17 protein-coding genes are annotated in these 16,927 nt (G+C 69.8%); 8 read left to right on the top strand and 9 right to left on the bottom strand.

The features are described 5' to 3' along the window. The 4 genes from cysD (at position 1) to BOQ54_RS18820 (ending at position 4,874) form a co-directional block, all read left to right on the top strand. Positions 1–954, top strand: a complete 954-nt coding sequence (gene cysD / locus BOQ54_RS18835) for a sulfate adenylyltransferase subunit CysD (RefSeq protein WP_082831691.1) — start codon at positions 1–3, stop codon at positions 952–954. Further along, positions 955–2,826, top strand: coding sequence for an adenylyl-sulfate kinase (cysC, locus tag BOQ54_RS18830; protein ID WP_063188709.1), 1,872 nt, complete (start codon positions 955–957; stop codon positions 2,824–2,826). A gap of 127 nt (positions 2,827–2,953) precedes the next feature. Next, on the top strand, positions 2,954–3,274 hold the full coding sequence (locus tag BOQ54_RS18825) for a phasin family protein (protein WP_063188711.1): 321 nt from the start codon (positions 2,954–2,956) through the stop codon (positions 3,272–3,274). A gap of 34 nt (positions 3,275–3,308) precedes the next feature. Further along, positions 3,309–4,874 (top strand): AAA family ATPase, encoded by a 1,566-nt coding sequence (locus BOQ54_RS18820; protein WP_063188713.1) that lies wholly within the window; start codon positions 3,309–3,311, stop codon positions 4,872–4,874. 5 nt (positions 4,875–4,879) lie between these two features. On the opposite strand, the gene BOQ54_RS18815 is transcribed toward BOQ54_RS18820, so the two are convergent. From BOQ54_RS18815 to BOQ54_RS18785, 8 genes are all read right to left on the bottom strand, one after another. Beyond that, complete coding sequence (locus BOQ54_RS18815; protein WP_063188715.1) at positions 4,880–5,554, bottom strand: phosphoribosyltransferase; 675 nt, start codon at positions 5,552–5,554, stop codon at positions 4,880–4,882. Positions 5,555–5,632: 78 nt separating this feature from the next. Further along, positions 5,633–5,806 (bottom strand): hypothetical protein, encoded by a 174-nt coding sequence (locus tag BOQ54_RS19900; RefSeq protein WP_186438068.1) that lies wholly within the window; start codon positions 5,804–5,806, stop codon positions 5,633–5,635. Between the two features lie 130 nt (positions 5,807–5,936). Then, complete coding sequence (locus BOQ54_RS18810) at positions 5,937–6,701, bottom strand: SDR family NAD(P)-dependent oxidoreductase (RefSeq protein ID WP_063188716.1); 765 nt, start codon at positions 6,699–6,701, stop codon at positions 5,937–5,939. Between the two features lie 3 nt (positions 6,702–6,704). Beyond that, a complete protein-coding gene (locus tag BOQ54_RS18805; RefSeq protein ID WP_063188718.1) occupies positions 6,705–7,040 on the bottom strand; it encodes a hypothetical protein in 336 nt (111 codons plus the stop codon). Then, on the bottom strand, positions 7,040–7,927 hold the full coding sequence (locus BOQ54_RS18800) for a DUF6772 family protein (protein ID WP_063188720.1): 888 nt from the start codon (positions 7,925–7,927) through the stop codon (positions 7,040–7,042). Before BOQ54_RS18800 ends, BOQ54_RS18805 begins: the two co-directional genes overlap by 1 nt. 14 nt (positions 7,928–7,941) lie before the next feature. After that, the gene (locus BOQ54_RS18795; RefSeq protein ID WP_245282630.1) at positions 7,942–8,787 is read right to left on the bottom strand and encodes a carbohydrate ABC transporter permease; all 846 of its coding nucleotides are present in this window, start codon (positions 8,785–8,787) and stop codon (positions 7,942–7,944) included. Then, on the bottom strand, positions 8,777–9,670 hold the full coding sequence (locus tag BOQ54_RS18790) for a carbohydrate ABC transporter permease (RefSeq protein WP_063188723.1): 894 nt from the start codon (positions 9,668–9,670) through the stop codon (positions 8,777–8,779). The genes BOQ54_RS18795 and BOQ54_RS18790 overlap by 11 nt, the downstream gene beginning before the upstream one ends. A 4-nt stretch (positions 9,671–9,674) precedes the next feature. After that, complete coding sequence (locus tag BOQ54_RS18785; RefSeq protein WP_063188725.1) at positions 9,675–10,820, bottom strand: mandelate racemase/muconate lactonizing enzyme family protein; 1,146 nt, start codon at positions 10,818–10,820, stop codon at positions 9,675–9,677. An 89-nt stretch (positions 10,821–10,909) separates the two neighbouring features. Here BOQ54_RS18785 and BOQ54_RS18780 point away from each other — a divergent pair, with 89 nt between their 5' ends. The 3 genes from BOQ54_RS18780 to BOQ54_RS18770 are packed head-to-tail and all read left to right on the top strand — an operon-like array spanning position 10,910 to position 14,410. Next, positions 10,910–11,701, top strand: coding sequence for a FadR/GntR family transcriptional regulator (locus tag BOQ54_RS18780; protein ID WP_063188727.1), 792 nt, complete (start codon positions 10,910–10,912; stop codon positions 11,699–11,701). A 55-nt stretch (positions 11,702–11,756) separates the two neighbouring features. Beyond that, positions 11,757–13,043 (top strand): ABC transporter substrate-binding protein, encoded by a 1,287-nt coding sequence (locus BOQ54_RS18775; RefSeq protein WP_055458561.1) that lies wholly within the window; start codon positions 11,757–11,759, stop codon positions 13,041–13,043. Positions 13,044–13,093: 50 nt separating this feature from the next. Then, positions 13,094–14,410: an ABC transporter substrate-binding protein gene (locus tag BOQ54_RS18770; RefSeq protein ID WP_063188729.1), complete on the top strand. Its 1,317-nt coding sequence runs from the start codon at positions 13,094–13,096 to the stop codon at positions 14,408–14,410. 72 nt (positions 14,411–14,482) lie between these two features. Here the strand turns inward: BOQ54_RS18770 and BOQ54_RS18765 are convergent, their stop codons facing one another. Then, the gene (locus BOQ54_RS18765; RefSeq protein WP_082831693.1) at positions 14,483–15,619 is read right to left on the bottom strand and encodes a citrate synthase; all 1,137 of its coding nucleotides are present in this window, start codon (positions 15,617–15,619) and stop codon (positions 14,483–14,485) included. Positions 15,620–15,727: 108 nt separating this feature from the next. On the opposite strand from BOQ54_RS18765, the gene BOQ54_RS18760 reads away from it, so the two are divergent. Further along, positions 15,728–16,906 carry a citrate synthase family protein gene (locus BOQ54_RS18760; protein ID WP_063189042.1) on the top strand — a complete coding sequence of 393 codons (1,179 nt, stop codon included), beginning with the start codon at positions 15,728–15,730 and terminating at the stop codon, positions 16,904–16,906. The last annotated feature ends 21 nt before the right edge of the window (positions 16,907–16,927 follow it).

Raw genomic sequence — 16,927 nt, 5'->3', positions numbered from 1 at the left:
ATGCTGGACGCGACCGGCGCCGCCCCGCCTGCAAGCCAATCGACCGACCGCTTTGCGCTGAGCGCCCATCAGCGCATGCTGGAGGCGGAGGCCGTCCACGTCCTGCGCGAGACCGCAGCCGTGTTCCGCCGGCCGGCCCTCCTCTATTCGATCGGGAAAGATTCCTCGGTCCTGCTGCATCTGGCGCGCAAGGCTTTTTACCCGGAGGCCATTCCCTTCAAGGTCGTTCACGTCGATACGACCTGGAAGTTTCGGGAGATGATCGCCTTCCGCGATTTGCAGGCATGCGCGCTCGGCCTCGACCTCGTCGTCCATACCAATCACGAGGGGCTCGCGGCCGGCATATCGCCCTTCAGCCACGGCGCGGGCCTTTACACACACGCGATGAAGACGGTGGCACTGCGGCAGATCCTCGACCGTCTCGGCGCCGATGCGGCCATCGGCGGGGCGCGACGCGACGAGGAGAAGAGCCGCGCCAAGGAGCGCATATTCTCGGTGCGAGCGCCCGGCCACCGCTGGGACCCGAAGATGCAGCGCCCCGAGCCCTGGGGGCTCGCCAATACGCGGCTCCTCGAGGGCGAAACCATGCGCGTCTTCCCCCTCTCGAACTGGACGGAGCACGATGTATGGGCCTATGTCCGCGCTGAAGCGATCCCCGTGGTGCCGCTCTATTTCGCGCGCGAGCGGCCCGTCGTGCGCCGCGGCGACAGTCTGATCATGGTGGACGACGCCCGCCTGCCACTCGCGCCGGGCGAGACACCGCAGCCGATGCGGGTGCGCTTTCGCACGCTCGGCTGCTACCCGCTGACGGCGGCGGTCGTATCCGAAGCCGCCACCCTCGATGCCGTCATCGACGAATTGCGCAGTTCGCGCCGGTCGGAGCGTGCCGGCCGCCTCATCGATGGCGAGCGGGCGGATTCCATCGAGGCCAAGAAGGCGGAAGGATATTTCTGAGTGCGCATCATCGATGCCTGCGCGACGAGCGCCGCGCCGATCAAGGAACACGGCCTGCTGAGAGTCCTTGCCTGCGGCGCGGTCGACGACGGCAAGTCGACCCTGCTCGGGCGGCTGATGGCCGACGCCGGCCTCGTGCCGGAGGACCAGATGGCGGCCGTTGCCGGCGCCGGCGGCGAGGATGGCTTCGACTACGCCCTGCTGCTCGACGGCCTCGCCGCCGAGCGCGAGCAGGGCATCACCATCGACGTCGCCTACCGTTATTTTGCAACGGCGCGGCGCAGCTTCATCGTGGTCGACGCTCCCGGGCACGAGCAGTTCACCCGCAATATGGCGACCGGCGCCTCAATCTGCGACGCCGCGGTGCTGCTGGTCGATGCGCGCAAGGGGCTGCTCCCGCAAACGCGGCGGCATGCGGTCATCGCCGGTCTCATGGGCATCCGCGATGTCATTCTCGCCGTCAACAAGATGGACCTTGTCGGCCATGACGAAAACGTGTTCAGGGCCATCGTGGCGTCGTTCCGCCCCCATGCCGACAGTCTCGGCCTCGATGTGCGCTCCGTGCCGCTCTCGGCGGCCCTCGGCGAGAACATCGTCCATCCCGCCGCCGCGATGCCGTGGCACGCAGGCCCCACCCTCCTCGACCTCCTTGAGACCCTCGCGCTCGCGCCGCGGCGTACCGGCAGCCTGCGCTTTCCCGTCCAGCGCGTCAGCCGGCCGGATCCGGACTTTCGGGGATATCAGGGCACGGTCGCCGGCGGCCGCGTCCGGCGCGGCGATCCCGTGGTCGCTTTGCCTGGCGGGCAGCCGAGCCGCATCAGACAGATCGTCACCTTCGACGGCGAGTTGGAGGAAGCAGGGCCCGGCGAAGCCGTGACGCTGGTGCTCGACCGCGAGATCGAAGCCGGCCGCGGCACGGTTTTCGCCTGCCCGGACAACCCGCCGGCCTGCGTGAACCATGTGGTCGTTCGCCTCGTCTGGCTGTCCGAGATGCCGCTCGGCACGGGCCGGGAGTTGCTCATGCGGCAGGGCACGGACCTCGTGCCCTGCCGCATCACCGCCCTGCGCAGTCGGCTCGACGTCGTGCGCATAGCGGAGAACCCGGCAACAACGCTCGGCGCGAACGATATCGGCACGGCCGTTCTCGAGACAGGCCGTCCGGTCGTCGTGGAGCGCTATGGCGACAACCGAACGCTCGGCTCCTTGCTGCTCATCGACCGGCTGAACAACGAGACTCTCGCAGCGGGCATGGTGGTCGAAGCCGTGAACGCCGCCGCCAACGTCTACTGGCAGCGCTTCGATACGACGACGGCAGACCGGCCGAGCGCCGGGCGGCAGACCCCCGCCATCCTCTGGCTCACGGGTCCCTCCGGCGCCGGCAAGTCGACGGTGGCGAATGCGCTGGAGCGCCGGCTGACCGCGGCGGGATGCCACGCCTATGTGCTCGATGGCGACAACATGCGCCACGGCCTCAACCGCGATCTCGGCTTCTCGCCGCCCGAGCGCGCCGAGAACGTGCGGCGCCTCGCCGAGGTGGCGCATATCCTCGCCGATGCCGGCCTCATCGCCATCGTGGCGGCCATCGCCCCCTATGCCCAGGACCGGGCCAACGCCCGCGCCATTGCCAAGGACGTGCCGTTCTACGAGGTCTTCGTCGACACGCCGCTCGATGTCTGCGCCTCGCGCGACCCCAAGGGGCTCTACAGGCGGGCCCGGCAGGGCCTCGTCAGCGACTTCACCGGCGTCGGCGCCCCCTACGAGCGGCCGCAGGCGCCCGACCTTCGCCTCGACGGCACGGCCGAGACGCCGCAGCAGGAAGCCGGACGCATCGTCGATCTCCTCGCCGCGCGCGGCCATGTGCCTGCTGCCTGATAAAAGAGGCTCCGCCGCAGCCCCCGGCCGGAAAGTGGCCGTCTTTTCCGGGCAGGATTGCGTTTCATCAAGGACGCGGGTCCACCGCGCGCCCAAGCTTGGGTTCTCCAAGAGGGAGGGAGAGACGATGACCCCGGACAAGCAAGCCACACGTCCGCGCCGCCCGAACGCCGGCGACATGCAACTGCCGCTCGAGGCATTCCCGCTCTGGATCAAGACTTCCACCTTCGACCTGCCGGTCGCCATCGGCACGGAGATGCTGCACTTCATGGCCCGCCGCCTGGAGGCCCAGGCCTCATTCTGGCAGGATCTCGGCCGCTGCCGCGGCCTGCCGGAGGCCATGGAGCGGCAGACGGCCTTTGCGCAGCAGGCGGTCACGGACTATACGCAGGAATTCGCGACGCTCGTGCGCAAGGCCGAGGACAAGGTCATCCATACGGAGCACTGAGTGCGCGGGCTCCACGCCGGTCCGTCGAGGCAGGATGACGCCGACACACCACGTCACCGAAGATCAGGACGAGATCCTGCGCTTCCTTGCCTCGCCGGACAGCCATGGCGGGGGTGGCCCCGTCAAGCGCATCGACACGCACGGCGCGATCGTCTTCCTCACCGGCTCGGACGCCTACAAGGTGAAGCGCGCCGTGCGCTTTCCCTACATGGATTTCTCCAGCCTGGAGAAGCGGCGGCTCGCCTGCGAGTGCGAGATCGCGATCAACCGGCCCGGTGCGCCGGATATCTATCTCGGCCTCGTCCCGATCGTGCGCCGGGACGGCACGCTCAACCTCGGCGGCCCAGGCACGATCGTGGAGTGGGCGGTGCACATGCGCCGCTTCGACGAGACCCGTACGCTCGACCGCCTGGCGGCCGAGGGGGCCCTGACGCCTGCCATCGTCGCGGCCGTGGCGCGGGCCGTCGCGGAGGCTCATGCGCGGGCGCCCGTCCATCACGGCGCCGATTTCGCCGGCGCGCTCGCGGCCATCATCGCCGAGAACGGCACGAGCCTCGCCGAGCAGCCCGTTCTCTTTCCCGCGCAACGGACGGAGCGTTTGACCCGCCAGTCGCTCGCCGCGCGCGAGCGCGTGGCCGCGCTGCTGGCACAGCGCGCCCGGGATGGCCATGTCCGCCGCTGCCACGGCGATCTTCATCTCGGCAACCTCGTGCTCCTCGACGGGGCACCCCGCCTGTTCGACGCCCTCGAATTCGACGAGGCGCTGGCGACGACGGACGTGCTCTACGACCTCGCCTTCCTGCTGATGGACCTGATCGAGCGGAACCTGAAGGGCGAGGCCAACCTCCTTCTCAACCGCTACCTCGTCGAGAGCCGCGAGCCGGGCCACCTCGCCGGGCTCGCCGCGCTGCCGCTCTTCATCAGCGTCCGCGCCGCGATCCGGGCGAAGGTCACCGCGGCAGGGCTCGCCCATCTCGACGAGGAGGCGCGCGAGCGGGCGAGCGCCGAGTGCCGGCGCTATTTTAGCCTCGCCGAAGCTGTCCTCGACCCCGGACCGCCGCGGCTCGTCGCCGTCGGCGGCCTCTCGGGTACTGGCAAGAGCACTCTTGCCGCGGCCCTCGCCCCGCTGATCGGCCGCCCGCCCGGCGCCATTCACCTGCGCAGCGACGTCATCCGCAAGCAGCTCTTTGGCGCGGTTGAAACGGAGCGCCTGCCGGACAGCGCCTATGATGCAACGGCGACTGCCGCGGTCTACGACCGGCTGTGCCGCGATGCCCGGGCGGCGCTGGAAGCCGGCCGGCCGGTCATCGTCGATGCCGTACACCAGCGCCCAGGCGAGCGCGCGGCCATCGCGGCGCTCGCCGCCGAGCTCGGCGTCCGCTTCTCCGGGTTGTGGCTCTCGGCACCGCTCGAGCGACTCGTCGCGCGCGTCGAGGCTCGCCGCGGCGATGCGTCGGATGCGGATGCCGCGGTCGTCACCATGCAGGCCGCGCGCGAAACGGGCGACGTCACCGCCGAGCCAGGCTGGAGGGCCGTCGACACGGACGGCACACCGGATGACGTGCTCGCGCGGGCCCGATTGGCCCTGGCGCAGGGCTGACGCGCCTACGGCTGCAAGGACGGTCGGGCGCTGCCCTCGTCCGGCGGGAAACGTGCCAGCGTCGCGATCACAGCCTCGTCCTCCACCTGGTCGAAATCGAGATAGGCGGCTCCGACGGCCCAGAACGGCTCCGGTGTCTCGAGGCAGACGACGGCATCGGCCTCGTCGCAGAGATCGGCGACGACGTCACGCGGCGCGACCGGCGTCGCGAGGACAAGCCGCGCCGGTGCGCGGCGGCGGATGGCCCGCAGGGCCGCCCTGACGGTCGCGCCCGTCGCGATGCCATCGTCGACCACGATGGCGCAGCGGCCTTCCACCCGCACGGGCGGGCGCGATCCGAGATAGAAGCGACGCCGGCGCTCGATCTCGGCGAGTTCGCGTGCCCGCACGGCTTCGAAGTCGGCAGGCGCAATCTGCGCCCCCGCGATGATCTCCTCATTGCACACGGTGATGGGCTCGGCCCCGTCAACGACCGCACCCATCGCAAGCTCCGGCTGCCGCGGCACCCCAAGCTTGCGCACGAGGACGAGATCGAGCGGCGCATGGAAAGCGGCGGCAATTTCTGCCGCGACCGGCACGCCGCCGCGCGGCAAGGCGAAGACCACGGGGTCCTCGTCCCGCCATCCCGCCAGGGCCTTGGCGAGCCGTCGTCCCGCCTCCACACGGTTGAGAAAAGGCATGGCCCACTCCTGTCCCGCCCCCTGGCGCTGTCGCGCAGGGCAGCGCCATGGCCATCCTACCGCCAGAGCCCCGGCGCGTCATGGGCAGGCGACCACTGTCGCCCATGGACGGATCGCGGCGCGCACGGCGGGGACGTCGAGGGCGTTCGGCGTGTCCTGCAAAGCTTCCAGGTCCGGCTTGAAAACCTTGTCGATGACAGCCGCGACCGTACAGGTCTCCGCGAGGTCCTCGGCCACCTCCGTCACCGGCATGTGGCCTATCCGTTGCGCTCGAAGGACCCGCCGAGCGATCGCCACCAAGCCGTCGCGGACGCCATCGCCCGCGCCGCAGGGCGCCTGCGGGCAAGAATCAGTGGACGCGGGGCGGTCGCGCTCAACCCGCTCAGCCAACATGCCAGCCGCCGTCGACGAAGAGCCGGGCGCCGTTGATATAGGCCCCCGCATCGGAGGCGAGCAGCAGGCAGGCGCCGACGCAGTCCTGTGGCAGGCCAATGCGTCCTGCCGGGATCTCGCTCTCCACACGCGCCCGATAGGCCGGATCGACGAGGACGGCGGCGTTGCGCTCGGTCGCGATGGCGCCGGGCGAGACCGTATTGAAAGTGACGTTCTGCGCCGCATATTGGCGCGCCAGGTTGACCATCACGTTGGTCTGGGCGCTCTTCAGCGCCGCATAGACCACCAGGCGCGGATTGGGCCGCACCTCCTGGATGCTGCCCATGGCGATGACGCGGCCGAAGCCGCGCGCCGCCATGCCTGGCACCACGGCCTGCAGGAGGAGGAGGCTCGCGGTGAGATTGACCGCGACCTGTTGCGCAATCTCCTCCTCCGTCACGTCGCGCCAGTCGCGGCGCAGCTCGAGGGACGCATTGAGCACGAGAATGTCGATCGGCCCCAGCGCCTCGGCCACGGCCTCCGGCAGGCGCCGGCAGGCGTCCGCCTGGGCGAGATCGGCGGCGAACGCCTCGGCGCGGACACCGGCGGTGCGCATCTCCTCCACCGCTTCGTCCAGCGCCGCGCTTCCCTCCGCGCCGTGCACCGCGACGGCGCCGCCGCTCTGCGCGAGGCCGAGCGCGACCGCCCGCCCGATACCGCGGCTCGACCCGGTGACGAGGGCGACGCGCCCGTCGTTGCGGAATGGGCTCCCCATGGCTCAGCCCTTCAGATGCCAGGTGACGAGGACGGTGAGCGCGGCCCCCTCCGGCAGGTCCGCGGCGATCCTGAGCCACGTCCCGAAATGCGCGACGCGCGCGAAGGTGACTTCGCCGGCCCGGACCGGCAGGTCGAACGCGCTGCCCTCCGCCACCCAGTGCATGCCGTCGGGCGACAGCTCGACGCGGGCACGGCCCGGCGCGCCGACCGCGTCCTTCAGGGCGCGCACGAAGACAACGGCCTCGCTCGCCCAGCCGGCCTCGTAGGGCTCGGTGGCGGATGCGCCCCGCCACTCCTCATTGCGGGCGACGACGGCGGCCTGGCTTTCGCGCAGCATCAGAAATCTCCCGACAGGCAGACGGAATCGATGAAGAGGCTGGCGCGCTTGTCCGTGTCCGTCTCGACGAAGAAGGCGAGGTTCAGCATGCACCAGAGGTTGCGCATGGCCGGGATGCGCATGCTGTCGAAGCCCGACAGGTCGAATTCCCGGTCGTTGCAGGCAAGGCCGGTCGCCTGCATGGTCGCAAGGTCGAAGTCGAAGCGGCAGTAGTGCCAGTTCACCTTGGTCGGAATCTCGTTGTAGCAGAGCCTCTGCCCGCCGCCGGCGATGTCCTCCCATCCTTCCGGCGCCAGGTGATAGTGCGTCACCGTCTTGTTTCCGGCTCCGACCGCGGCGAAGGGCTCGTTCCGGCGCTTGAACTGCCACTTCTGCACATGCGCGCCGTCGAGCGCGTTGAGGAAGCGCAGATGCGGCATGATGCGCCAGGCGTCGCCGTCCTGGTCCCCCGTCTGCAGGTCGTAGAGGAAGCCGATGGAGCGCACGTCGGTTTCCGACAGGCGCAGCTCGTTCGCCTCGGGCTTGAAGGTGAAGTAGAACTCGAGCCGGATGGGGCCGCGCCGACGGAAGGTGAGCCGCTTGATCGAGACGTTGCGCGCGCCCGCCCGCGGCCGGGTCGCGATCTTCAGCGCATAGCTGCCGTCGAAGCCGCCGTGGCTGCCGAAGTCCCATGTCGGCAAGGTCGACAGCATGGCCTGTGAATGCTGGGCATAGCCCGGATGCATGGCATCGAGCGTGTCCTCGTAATTGCCGACGAGCTGCGTCCAGCCGCAGAAGCCGCGGTCGAAATCGTCGAAGGCGATGATGCGCGGCAGCGGGTCGAAGCGCGACAGGGCGGGATCGGCGAGACGCAGGGCCGAAGCGATCTCATGGCGGTCGAGTGTCATCGGGATGGTCCTTCTCAGCCCTTGGTGGCGCCCGCCGTCAGGCCTTCGATGAGATGGCGCTGGCACAGGACGACGAAGGCGAGGATGGGCAGGAGCTGCACGGTGGTGGCGGCGAAGAGGACGCCCCATTCGACGCCCTCGAGCGAACCGATCATCTCGGACAGCACGAGGGGCGCGGTCTTGGCGTTCTTCGTCGTGAAGATGAAGGCGAAGAGGAACTCGTTCCACGCATAGACGATGACGAAGATGGCGACCGCCACCATGCCCTGCGCCGACAGGGGCAGGATGACGCGGCGGAAGATCTGCGCCTGGCTCGCCCCGTCCATCATCGCCGCCTCGTCGAGCTCGCGCGGGATCTGGTCGATGAAGGTGCGCATCACCATGGTGCCGAGCGACACGAAGAAGGCCGCGTAGAGGATGATGAGCACCGCATAGGTGTCGTTGAGCCCAAGCGCGTTGACGATCGGGAACAGCGGCAGCGTCGTCACGATGGGCGGCAGGAGACGCAGCGCGATCATAGCGAAGACGGAGCCGGAGAGGAAACGGCTGCGCCAGCGCGAATAGCCGAAGCCCGCGAGCGTCGAGGTGAGCACCGCGAGCAGCGTCGCGCCCACGGTGACGATGAAGCTGTTGGCGAGCCCGGTGAAGAAGTCGCCCCAGCGCTGCCACAGGGCGACGAAATTCTCGAAGGTCGGCCGCCAGCCGACGCCGGTCGCGAAGATGTCGCGCTCGGGCGTGAAGGCGGCGCTCACGATGAGGGCGATCGGCCCGAGCGACCAGGCGAGCACCAGGGCAACGGCAACGGCCTTGCCGAGGAGGCGCAGGAGCCCGGAGGGCGTGAAGGCAGGATCAGTCGGCACGGGCGAACATCTCCCGGTAGAGCCGGCGCAGGTAGAAGGCGGCGAGCAGCAGCGAGGTCACCACCATCAGCCATCCGGTCGCGCTCGCCGCGCCGAAGTCGTTGTAGCGGAAGGCCTCGAGATAGAGGTAGACGGCGACGACCTCGGTCGAGCGCGCCGGCCCGCCCTGCGTCAGCAGCCACACTTCCGAGAACAGGCGGTAGGCGAAGATGTAGCGAAACAGCATGGCGACGAGGATGGCCGGCATGAGCAGCGGCAGCGTAACGCGGCGAAAGCTCTGCCACGCGCTCGCCCCGTCGATCTCGGCCGCCTCGTAGAGGTCCTTCGGGATGGCGAGCCGCGCCGCATAGAGGATGATGAAGGTGAAGGGCAGGTGCAGCCAGATGCTGAGCAGAGCGACGAGCGCCAGCCCGTGGCTCGGCACCACGGACCATTCGAGCGGCGGCAGGCCGATCCCGGTGAGCACCCGCGTCATGAAGCCGGTATCGGGATCGAACAACGTGCGCCACATGACGACGGCGCCGACCTCGCTCACCGCGTAAGGCGCGAGGACGGCGGCGATGAGCAGCTTCCGAAAGGGCAGACCGGCTGCGAACAGCACCGCCATGACAAGGCCGAGCACGACTTCGACATGCACGACGACGAGCACGACGATGACCGTGTTGCCCAGCGCCCGCCAGAAATAGGGATCGGCGAGGATCTTGGCGTAGTTTGCGAAGCCGACGAAGGTCGCCGCCCGGCCGAAGGTCGACTGCTGGAAGGAGAGCCACAGCACATAGACCGCCGGGATGAGGATGACGAAGGCGAGCAGCGCGAGCGCGGGGGCGACATAGGGCAGCGCCCGGCGCGGCTCCTGCATGGCGGAGATCGAGAAGGCCGCCATGCGCTCACTCCGTGATGCGGTGGGCGGCGAGCGCCGCCCGGTCGAGCGTGATGCCGAGTCCCGGTCCGGCTGGCACCGGCAGCGCGCCGTTGACCATCGTCGCCGGATCGCCGACCGGCTCCATGAGCAGCGCCTCGCGCAGCGGATTGCGATAGACCATGCACTCGAAGGCGAGGCAGTTCTCGGCGGCGGCGGCAAGCTGCAGGCTGGCAGCGACGCAGACAGCACCCGACCAGCCGACGTGCGGGGCATAGGCGACGTTGAAGCTCTGTGCGAGCTCGGCGATGCGCCAAGTCTCGGTGATGCCGCCGGCCCGCGCCACATCCGGCTGGATGAGGCCGATGGAGCGGTCCTGCAGCATTGGCAGGGCGTCGAGCGCCGTGAAGTCGCTCTCGCCCGCGGCGAGCCGCACGTCGAGCTTGTCGCGCAACAGGCGATAGCCCCCGCGATCCTCGGGCCGCAATGGCTCCTCGAACCAGTCGTAGCCGCACTCCTCGAGCGCGCGTCCGACGCGCACGGCATCGTCCAGGTCATAGGCCCAGTTGGCGTCGACGCTGAGGCCGACGGCGTCGCCGGCGAGACGACGCACGAGGCGGATGCGGTCGATCGAGGCGGGCACGGAACGGCCCGTCTTCACCTTGATCTGGCGGAAGCCGGCAGCGAGCGCAGCCGCGACCTCCGCCTCGACGGCCGCGTCGTCGAACCAGTTGATCGAGGAAGCATAGGCCGGGACCGTGCCGCGCCCGACGCCGCCGAGGAGCTTCGCCACCGCCATGCCGGCGGCCTTGCCGGCAATATCCCACAGGGCGATGTCGACACCGGCGACAGCCTCGACCAGCATGCCGCCGACACGGCCGGTGAGCACCCCGCGCATGGCGTTCCACAACCGGCGCCGGTCGAGCGCATCCTCGCCGACGATCCTCGGCGTGAGCACGCCCTCGATGAAGCGCGCGTAGGCGGCCGCGCCGCGCCGGCCGAGGCATTCCCCGAAGCCGACGAGACCCTGGTCCGTCTCCACCTCGACGACGACGATCTCGACCGTTGTCCAGTCGCCTTGCGAAGTCCGCTGCGCTGTCGGCAGCGTGGCGCGCAGCGGATGCACCTCAACCCGCGCGATACGGCCGGCTGCAAGCCTTGGAGTGTCAGGCATGATCCCGCCTCTGGTTTCCTCTCTTGTATCTCACCTATCTGATAAGTTTCTAGGTTGCAACCCTGCTGGGTTTATGCGATGAAGGCACCATGCAGGATCAACTCGACATCGCGGCCGATGCCCGCGCCGACGACTGGGCGACGCTCCTCGGCGCAGCCGATATCGCGCCGAGCCGTCTCGGCGACGCGGTCATCGAGCGGTTGACGGAAGCGATCATCGACGGCCGCCTCAAGCCCGGCGACCCCCTGCCCTCTGAGGGGCAGATCGCCGCCACCTTCGGCATCTCCAAGCCGATCGCGCGCGAGGCGCTGCGCGAGCTCGCGGCGATGGGCGTCATCCAAGTGCAACAGGGCAAGGTCAGCCGCGTGCGGGCCATCGACAGCGGGCCGCTGGCGCGCTTCTACCGCTTCGCCGTCGGCAGCACGAAGCACGGCCTGCGCGAGGCGGTGGAGCTGCGCCGCATGCTGGAGCCGCATATCGCTGCGCTCGCCGCCGAGCGGCGCACCGAGGCCGACATCGCCGTGATGCACGACATCCTGAAGCGGATGGAGGCGACGCTCGGCGACGTGCCGGCGTGGATCGAGGCGGACCTCGCCTTCCACAACCAGGTGGCGGCGATGGCGCACAACCGGCTCGTCGTGCTGCAGCTCAAGGGGCTCGAGCCGGTCGTGCGCATCATGATGGTGCGCTTCAACGCGCGCGAGGCGCGCACCATGGACGACTGGCGCGTGACGCTGGCGCGCCACGCCCTCATCGCCGAGGCGATCGAGGAGGGCAATCCCGCCGCGGCGGAGGCGGCCATGCGCAGCCACTTCGCCGCCGCCGATGCCGCCATCCGCGAGATCTTCGGGCCGGACCCGACGCCGGGCCGGCCAGGCTAGGCCCATATCACCAGCGAGGCCCGCAGCAGAACGGGCCCGAAGGGAGGGAACGAGAATGGCACCGATCGACAGAAGGACGCTGCTGGCAACGGCAGGGGCGGCGCTGGCTGCCCCGAACATCGCCTTCGGCCAGGCGGCCAAGGGCCCGCCGCTGCAGGTCTTTTCCCACCGCGTCCACAAGACCGTGGCGACCGGCCAGAGCGGCGACGTCACCGCCCCCTGGACGGCCGATACGGGCATCGCCGTCGAATGGACGACGTTCGACACGGGACCGTTGCAGGAACGCCTGTTCCGCGAAGCCTCCCTGTCGCAGACGAGCGTCGACGTCGGCTTCATCCTCAACACCCAGGCGGTGCCGCGCACGGCCGAGCTCTTCGAGCCGCTCGACGACTACATGCGCAGCGACCCGCCGGAGGATGTCGCCGACATCTTCCCCGGCCTCATCGAGGGCATGACCGTCGGCGGCAGGCTCGTCGCCGTGCCCGTGCGGCATGCCTCGTCCGGCCTGCACTGGAATGCCGACATCCTCGCCGAGCGCGGCTTCGAGAAACCGCCGGCGACGATGGAAGAGCTCGTCGAGGTGGCGAAGGCCGCGACCTACAAGCGCGCCGACGGCACCAATTGCGTCGGCCTGTGCATGCCGGGCGTCACCTATCCCAATGTCATCGACATCGCCCGCGCCTGGGACGGCGATTTCATCACGAAGGACTTCAAGGTGGTGGCGGATCAGGAGGGCATGCTCAATGCCATCCGCCTGCTGCGCGGCCTGTTCGAGGCCGGCGCCTTCCCGCGCAACTTCACCGCCCTGACGACCGAGGAGGTCGCGACCTGGATGCAGCAGGGTCGCGCTGCCATGGCCCTGCAGAGCATGGGCCGCAACCGCATCTTCAACGACCCGCAGAAGAGCAAGTTCGCCGGCAAGATCATGACGGGGGCCGTGCCGATCTCGGAAACGCTGAAGGACCGCTATGCGGTTGCGCCTGCGAAGGTCGAGTTCTGGGGCCTCGCCATCCCCAAGAACAGCACGCGCAAGGACCTCGCCTGGAGTTTCATCAAGGCGATGTTGACGAAGGACGCGACGCTCAAGATGGCGCTGAGCGGCAACGGTCCCGTCCGCGCCTCGACCTATGACGATGCCGGCTTCCGGGCGTCGGTCCCCTATGCGGATGCCGAGCGCGACGTCCTGAAGGTGGCGCGCGTGCCGGTGCCCGCCTTCGACGAGGCGGCGCGCGCCGGCGACATCTTCAAGGAAGAGGCCGAGGCGGCGGTCCTCGGCATGAAGAGCCCCGAGGCGGCCATGACGTCGGTCGTCGAACGGGTCAGGCCGTTGCTGCCGTCCTGACGACGCAGCGCGGCGGGCGATTAAAACAACGAAACCGGAGGAGATCCGCGATGGCGGAGGATATCGCTTGGGCAAGGAATGACGGCTGGCGTCTGTCACGCCGCCGGATGCTGCAGCTCTCGGCCGGGGCCGCGCTCGCCGGCCTCCTGCCGCGCACGGCCATGGCCGCGGGGCTCGAACTCAACGTCTTCGGCCATCGCGTCCACCAGGCTGCCGCGACGACCGGTCCGGGCGGCGACGCGACGGAGGCCTGGCGCCGGAAGAGCGGCAACACCGCCTCTTGGGTGACGCTCGGCGACGTCAACGCCATCCACGAACGCCTCCTGCGCGAGGCGACGCTCGGCACGACGACGATCGACGTTGCCTATCTGCTCAACGGCCGGGCCGTGCCGCGCAACCTCAAGCTCTTCACGCCGCTCGACAGCTTCCAGAAGGAGGCGCCGATCGCCGAGTTCGACGACATCGCGCCGGGGCTCGTGAAGCCCCTGCAGCTCGACGGCGCGCTCTACGGCGTGCCCGTGCGCCACGCCACCAATGTCATCATCTACAATGCGGCGCTGTTCGAGGAGCGCGGCGTCGCCCTGCCGAAGACCTTCGAGGAACTCGTCGAGGCGGCGCGCAAGCTCACCTTCAAACGCGACGACGGAACCCAGGTCTACGGCCTCGCCTTCACGCCGGTCTTCGCCTCGAACTTCCTGACCATCGCCCGCTGCCTCGATGGCGACTACATGACGGAGGACCGGAAGATCGTGGCGGCCGAGGCTCCGATGGTCGAGGCGCTGAAGGTGCTCGCCTCGCTCTACAAGGACGGCGTCCTGCCGCGTAACACGGCGACGCTCAACAACGAGGAACTGACGACCTGGATGCAGCAGGGCCGGGCCGCCATGAGCATCCAGCCCTTCGCCCGCCTCGCCTCCTACAACGACCCGCAGAAGTCGCGCTATCCGGGCAAGCTCAAGCCACTCGTGCCGCCGATGGCCGAGGCGCTCGTCGGCAAGGCGAGCTATGCGCCGACGGTCGAGTTCTGGTCGCTCGTCATTCCGGCCAATTCCAAGAACCAGCGCACCGCCTGGGATTTCATCCGGCACCTGTCCTCGCCCGCCGCGACGACGCAGATGGCGCTCAATGGCAACGGGCCGGTGCGGATCAAGACCTATGCCGACCCGGCCTTCGGCAAGAGCTACCCTTACGCCAGCGTGGAGGCCGAGGCGGTGGCCGCCTCACGCATCCACCTGCCCGCCTTCGACGAGCAGGCCCGCGCCCACGATATCTTCATCGAGGAGACGCAGGCCGCCGTCTTCGGCATGAAGACGCCGCAGGATGCCATGGCGGAGGCGGTGAAGCGCGTCGCGCCCCTGCTCGGCTGACGTTGCCCTTCAAGCACCGGGCGCACTCCCCGGGTCCGATCCGATCAGGTTTCAATCTGACGGGATCCGGCTCTACGCGCCTGGCCGCGATGCCGGCATGGGCCCGACATAGCGCGACTGCGGCCGGATAAGCCGGCCGGCCTTTTCCTGCTCCAGCACATGGGCCGTCCAGCCCGCCATGCGGCCCGCCGCGAAGACATTGGTGAAGCTCTCGCGTGCAAAGCCCACGGCCTCGAGGACGAGCGCCGTATAGAACTCGACATTGGTCTCGAGCGGCCGCAGCGGCTTGCGCTCGGCGAGCAGGGCAAGGGCCGCCGCCTCCACCGCCTCGGCGAAGCGGATGCGGCCGCCGGCATCGCGCAGGCCGGCCACGGCGCCCTTCAGCACGTCGGCCCGCGGGTCGCGCACGCGATAGATGCGGTGGCCGAAGCCCATCAGCCGTTCGCCGCGCGCCAGCGCCTCTGTCAGCCACGGACGGATCCGGCCTTCCTCGCCGATGGCGTCCAGCATGTCGAGCACCGGCCCCGGCGCCCCGCCGTGGAGCGGCCCCTTGAGGGCGCAGAGCGCGCCGATGACCGATGAGAACAGCCCCGCCTTGGTCGAGGCGATGACGCGCGCCGTGAAGGTCGATGCGTTGAGGCCGTGGTCGGCGACGGTGACGAGATAGGTGTCGAGCGCGCGCACATGGCTCTCTGCAGCCGGGCTGCCGTGCAGCATCCTGAGGAAATCCGCTGCCTGCCCCAGATCCATATCCGGCGCGACCGGGTCCTCCCCGGCGCGGCGGCGGTGGATCGCCGCGGCGAAGACCGGCACCGCCGCGACCGCGAGCACGTGATGCGGCCCCTCCTCCGCGTCCGCCAGCGCCGACAGCAGCAGGCGCAGCGCCTCGACCGGCGCGAGGCCGTCCGTCGCCGGCAGCAGCGGCGGCAGGAGCGCGAAGGCGTGGGTGCGCGCACGGCCGAGCGCGCTGCGGATCTCGGCCTCCTCCATCGGCTCGGGCGCGAGGTCCCGCCACAGCAGGCCGAGCACGCTCTCGAAGCTTCTGCTCGCAAGGGCCTCCAGATCGTGCCCGCGCACGATCAGGCGCCCGGCCGCGCCATCGACATGGCTCAGCACGGTTTCGGCGGCGATGACATCGTCGAGCCCCGGCGCGGCATGAGCGGCAAGCGGGGCAAGGGCGGGCGGTAATGGGTTTGAACGGCTCGTCATGGTCATCCTCGCGAAAAGCTTGCCACGAGGATGGCGCTGGAATACATATAGTCAATATTGATTCATGTAATCAATCTAGGAGCGACGGTGGCGCAGCACGACCGGTTCATGGACGCGGCGGCGGCTGCGCAGAGCCTCGGCGTCAGCCGGGCGACGCTCTATGCCTATGTAAGCCGCGGCCTCATCCGCGCGGGCGAGGCCGCGGGCGATCCGCGCCGGCGCCTCTACAGCGCGCACGACATCGAGGCGCTCAAGCGACGCAAGGAAACCGGCCGCCGACCCGCTCGGGTCGCGGAGACGACGCTCGACTGGGGCCTGCCGGTCCTCGCATCCGCCATCACGCTCATCGAGGACGGCCGCCTCTACTATCGCGGCCACGAGGCGACCCGCTGGGCCGAGACGGCGACGCTGGAGGACACGGCGCGGCTCCTCTGGAACTGCGAGGGGCGGAATCCCTTTGCGGAGGCGCCCTCAGGAGTACCATCCCCCTGGGATGCCGCGCTCCTCGCCCGCCTTGCCCACCTGCCGCTGTCGGAACGATGCCAGGCGCTGCTGCCGCTCGTTCCCACCGGCCGCGCCATCGCCTGGCAGCGCGACGTGCGCAGCCTCTGGCCCGGCGCCGTGGCCTTGCTGCGTGCGACCGCCGCCGCGGCCAGCGGGACGGAGCCGGACGGCGACGACGTCCACCGGCATCTCGCCCGGGCCTGGCATCTCGACGAGAGGGGCGCCGACATCCTGCGACGGGCGCTGGTGCTCGCCGCTGATCATGAGCTCAATGCCTCAGCCTTCGCCGTGCGCGTCGTTGCCTCGACGGGGGCCTCGCTCGGCGCCTGCCTGAACGCCGGCCTCGCGGCCCTGAGCGGTCCCCTGCACGGCGGCACGACGAGCCTGGTCGAGATCCTGTTCGATGAGGTGGAGCGGGCCGGCGATGCGGCCGCGGTCGTGGAGGCGCGGCTCAGGCGGGGCGAAGGCGTGCCGGGCTTCGTCCACCCGCTCTATCCGGAGGGTGACCCGCGCGCCGCCGCCCTCCTGCCGCTGCTGCCGGCGGATGCTGCCCGCGATGCCCTGGCGGAGGTCATGCAGACAAGCGCCGGGCGGCTGCCCAACATCGATTTCGCGCTGGTGGCCCTGCGCCGGGCGTTCAACCTGCCGGCGGGCGCGGCGCTCGCGATCTTCGCCGTCGGCCGCACCGTCGGCTGGATCGCCCACGCGCTGGAGCAGCGGCTGGAGGACAGGCTCATCAGGCCCCGCGCACGCTACACCGGACCTTCCGCCGAGGGTGTCTGAGAAGGGCGAAACCGCCCCGCG

It is taken from the genome of Chelatococcus daeguensis, assembly GCF_001887265.1.
Classification (GTDB): domain Bacteria; phylum Pseudomonadota; class Alphaproteobacteria; order Rhizobiales; family Beijerinckiaceae; genus Chelatococcus_A; species Chelatococcus_A sambhunathii.
This window is presented reverse-complemented; position numbering and strand designations above follow the sequence as displayed.